A 3,649-nucleotide genomic window follows, 5' to 3' on the forward strand; every position below is an offset into this window, starting at 1 on the left:
TTAACATAATGGGCCTTATGCGAAATGGTTCTTTTAAATCCTTTTTATTTCAATAACTTAATTAATTAAAAAACCGCCACTCATCCGCAAAAAGCCGACCTCGTTACATGTCGGCGTTTTTTTAAACGAAATTGTCATTTTTTGCCTATAAAATAGGTTGAAAAATAACCAATTTTAACTTTTTCTGAATTCAATCAGGACTTATAGTGGTTAAAATATCCACAAAATGTGCGGATAAATCTAAGGATAATTTTTAAGCTTTGTAAGCCATAACGTACAACATTTTAGGGCATTGGCGAATATACAGATCCACCCTAACTTCCTATCATGAACCCATAGCGAGCAGGATGCTCCAGAGAATAATAAAACGCAGCAACAAGGAATGTTAAAGGTTCGACAGGAGTTAAACCTAAGACGCAAATACGAAAAACCCCGACAGGATGTTGGGGTTTTTTATTGCATAAAATTTTTTATGGGATATTTAATCTTAATATAAATCTGAATTATCCTGGAAAATAGTAGAAACTATCTCCATTTTTATTAAGGAGATAGCACATGTCAAAGTCCAATGATAATGGTCGTGCTTTAGAAGCAAGATTAGTAGAAGTAATAACTCAGCAAAATTTGAACATTCATCTAATTGGATCAACAAAAAATGATCAAATTAGAGATCTAGTTCATTTTTATGAATTACCAGTAGGGCAACAAAAGGATTTTTCAGAATTCTCTATACGCTATATTCAAGAAATTTCAGTTCAAGATATTGATTCTATTGAAAGACTTAAAGATACGGCTGCTAAACAAGGTGATGTTACAGATATTCGAATAATTTACAAAGATAAATCGGTTCGAAATATTTCTTTAAAACATAACCATGATGCTTGTAAGCACCAAAGACCAGCAGCACTAATTAAAAATCAATTAGGCATATTAGATAAAGAACTTGATGCACAATACCGTAAAGACCTAAATACTATTTATGAACGTTTTCATTCAAAAGTATTACTTAGCGATAAGGAAAATGATAACTATCTGTTTAGATTAGTAAAAGAAAGAGATCCTAGCTTAATCACAAATCTATATAGCGATGTCTGTAATTTAGTTAAAAAATATCTTTTAGAATATGCAGATGAAGCTGCTATAAAAAAATATTTTAAATTTTTAGTTGGAAATACAACTTTTGAAAAAGTTGCAGTATATCCAAAAACTAGAACAATTATGATTAAAGACTTTACTTCGGTAGCTGATGCAACTGCTGTAATTAATGCCTATATTCATCCTGACAATGGGCACTTAATTGTGAAGTTTAATAATAATTTTATTTTAGATATGCGATTACATACAGCCAGTTCGAGATTTTTACTTGGAAAATCATTAAGTTTGAAATTTGATTCAGTGGTAGATATGGATAATGCACCTGTACCTCAACGGTCTATCTCATTTTAAAAAGAAAAACGTGAAGCTATCGCTTCACGTTTTTTTCAGCTTGCTTTTAATATAGCTTTAGACTGATTCAATGCATTCATAATACTTTCTGCTAGAATCTTAGCAAAATCAACATTTACGGCATTTCCAATCATTTTATATCCATGATTTACATCTGAATATTTAAAAATAAAATCGTCTGGAAAACTTTGAATCCGGGCACATTCTCGTACACTTAAACGTCTATATTCACCCTTTGGTGAAAAGATAAATTTATCTTGTTCAAGCTTAATCATTTTGGGTGCACTAGGATGAATCGGAGCATGGCGACCACCAGCTTGAATCGTAAATGAGGGTTCATCCCAGGTCCTAACGCGATTTCGAGACATATACATTGAGGAAAAGCCGCCAGTCATATACTCATGATTTGCTACATTTACTTCTGGATTTGGTTTTGATTTATTTAAAGCCGGAACTGCATTATGTTCAAGGTCTTGAATAATATCTGCTAAACAATGAACTTCATTCGTTTCTTCTGGAAAAGAATAGTGAATATTCAAATCTGTTCTAAAACCAATGAAAATGACTCGTTTTCGATCTTGAGCAATACCAAAGTCAGCAGCATTGAGAAGCTTAAAGTGCAAATCATAACCAGCTTCCAAAAAGGTATTTTTAATGTTTTCTAGTGCATCCTTATGTCTAGGTGCCAACATACCACTAACATTTTCTGCTAAGAAAAATGCAGGCTTTTTTGCATTTAGAATACGAATAAAATCAAAGAATAACTGTCCTCTTTTATCCTTAATTCCCCTTCTAGAACCAGCTTCACTCCAGCTTTGGCATGGTGGTCCACCAATAATACCATCACAGTCTGGAACCTCTGATTCATTAATCAAAGTGATGCTACGGGTATCTAGAGTTGTGTTGGTATGATTATGCTCATAGGTTGCCCAAATATCCTTATCAAATTCATTGGCAAAAATAATGTCAAATCCTGCTTGTTTAAAACCAAGATCTAAACCACCTGCACCAGAGAAGAAGGAAGCTACTTTAAGAGACATATTAGAAAAACACAGTTGAATATTTAGATGTAATTTTTACATTTTTGGCATCAAAAGGCCAGCTTTTTTTAGAGAAATGTCTTAGGTTGTCGTTATGATAATATTCATAAGTGCAACTTCGCATAAGGTGTATTATGTTAATTTTAGGAAATATTCATAATGAAACCTATGCACTTTATCTACTGAAATTAAAGTTAAAATTTATTATTTGTTGGTAGATTTAAACCTTTGATATATTAGTTAATATCCTTTTTAATTTTATTAAATCATGCAAATACGTTGTGAAAGTTGTGGACATACACAAGAAGTAAATAAAGAATTAATACTGAAAATTATAGGGGGTTCAGTTTCTGGGTTTGGGATATGGGCTTGGACTTCTTTCTTTTTTGCTGGAACAGGCTTTGCCATGCCAATCTGTATTGCTATAGTAATTGGTGGCACAGGAATAGCTGCTTATTCTAAAGAAGTTATAGAATGGCTTATAAAAAAAGGTTATTCATGCCCTAAATGTAATAATAAAAAATGGGTTGCTATCTTAAACGAGGAAAAGTCTAAACCTGCTGAAAAAATTATTAAAAAAAGTGAACATAGTAAAGTTGAAAATGCGACAACGTATTTATATTTATTAAAGTATTTTGCTCTAAAGTATGATCAGAATTGGACTCCAGAAAAAATAGAGTTGATCAAAAAGTTTTGCAAAGAAAATTACTTAGTAGTATCTGACAGAGATTTTTCAATTTTATTAGCAACGAACAGTGTAAAAGGGCAATATTTACATAGTTTATTACCTGAATTTTTAGCAACAAATCCGTCTAAGACTAATAAAGAAAATCTATATTCAGCATGCACCAAACTTTTAATAAAAACTTGTAATTCTCAAGAGTACAGAGAAAAGGATCTCATGTATTTTGGGAGTAAATTAGGCTTAAGTAATAGTTTTTGTAGAGATGTTATGTGGAATCCCATTTAACATAATGGGCGTTATACGCAGTCAAAAATGGGAGCCTAAGCTCCCATTTTTATTGATGATTTTTTAATTCTTTTAGCATGGCATCCCGCAAGATTTCATTCATACGTGTCTGATAACCTTTGCCTTGAGCTTTAAACCATGCAAGTACATCAGCATCTAAACGAATGGAAGTCTGTTGCTTCACTGGGCGATA

The 3,649-nt window shown here is 32.2% G+C and carries 4 protein-coding genes; 2 read left to right on the top strand and 2 right to left on the bottom strand.

Going from position 1 to position 3,649, the window contains the following annotated elements; all coding sequences use genetic code 11:
* Positions 1 to 555 precede the first annotated feature (555 nt).
* On the top strand, positions 556 to 1,446 hold the full coding sequence (locus HX124_RS17815) for a HaeIII family restriction endonuclease (RefSeq protein ID WP_286378561.1): 891 nt from the start codon (positions 556 to 558) through the stop codon (positions 1,444 to 1,446).
* 35 nt (positions 1,447 to 1,481) lie between these two features.
* Here HX124_RS17815 and HX124_RS17820 read toward each other — a convergent pair whose 3' ends face one another.
* Positions 1,482 to 2,486 (bottom strand): DNA cytosine methyltransferase, encoded by a 1,005-nt coding sequence (locus HX124_RS17820; RefSeq protein ID WP_286384410.1) that lies wholly within the window; start codon positions 2,484 to 2,486, stop codon positions 1,482 to 1,484.
* A 268-nt stretch (positions 2,487 to 2,754) separates the two neighbouring features.
* Here HX124_RS17820 and HX124_RS17825 point away from each other — a divergent pair, with 268 nt between their 5' ends.
* Entirely contained in the window at positions 2,755 to 3,456 is a 702-nt protein-coding gene (locus tag HX124_RS17825) for a hypothetical protein (protein ID WP_286378563.1), read from the top strand.
* Positions 3,457 to 3,505: 49 nt separating this feature from the next.
* On the opposite strand, the gene HX124_RS17830 is transcribed toward HX124_RS17825, so the two are convergent.
* On the bottom strand, positions 3,506 to 3,649 hold a 144-nt coding region (locus HX124_RS17830), incomplete at its 5' end, for a BrnA antitoxin family protein (protein ID WP_286418739.1).

Origin of the sequence: Acinetobacter sp. 226-1 (genome assembly GCF_030329325.1) — a bacterium.
Lineage (GTDB): Bacteria > Pseudomonadota > Gammaproteobacteria > Pseudomonadales > Moraxellaceae > Acinetobacter > Acinetobacter sichuanensis.

What these genes read in the sequence shown, in the direction of transcription:
- HX124_RS17820 (WP_286384410.1), bottom strand. Translation starts at nt 2,486, where the DNA reads ATGTCTCTTAAAGTAGCTTCCTTCTTCTCTGGTGCAGGTGGTTTAGAT.
- HX124_RS17825 (WP_286378563.1), top strand. Translation starts at nt 2,755, where the DNA reads ATGCAAATACGTTGTGAAAGTTGTGGACATACACAAGAAGTAAATAAA.
- HX124_RS17815 (WP_286378561.1), top strand. Translation starts at nt 556, where the DNA reads ATGTCAAAGTCCAATGATAATGGTCGTGCTTTAGAAGCAAGATTAGTA.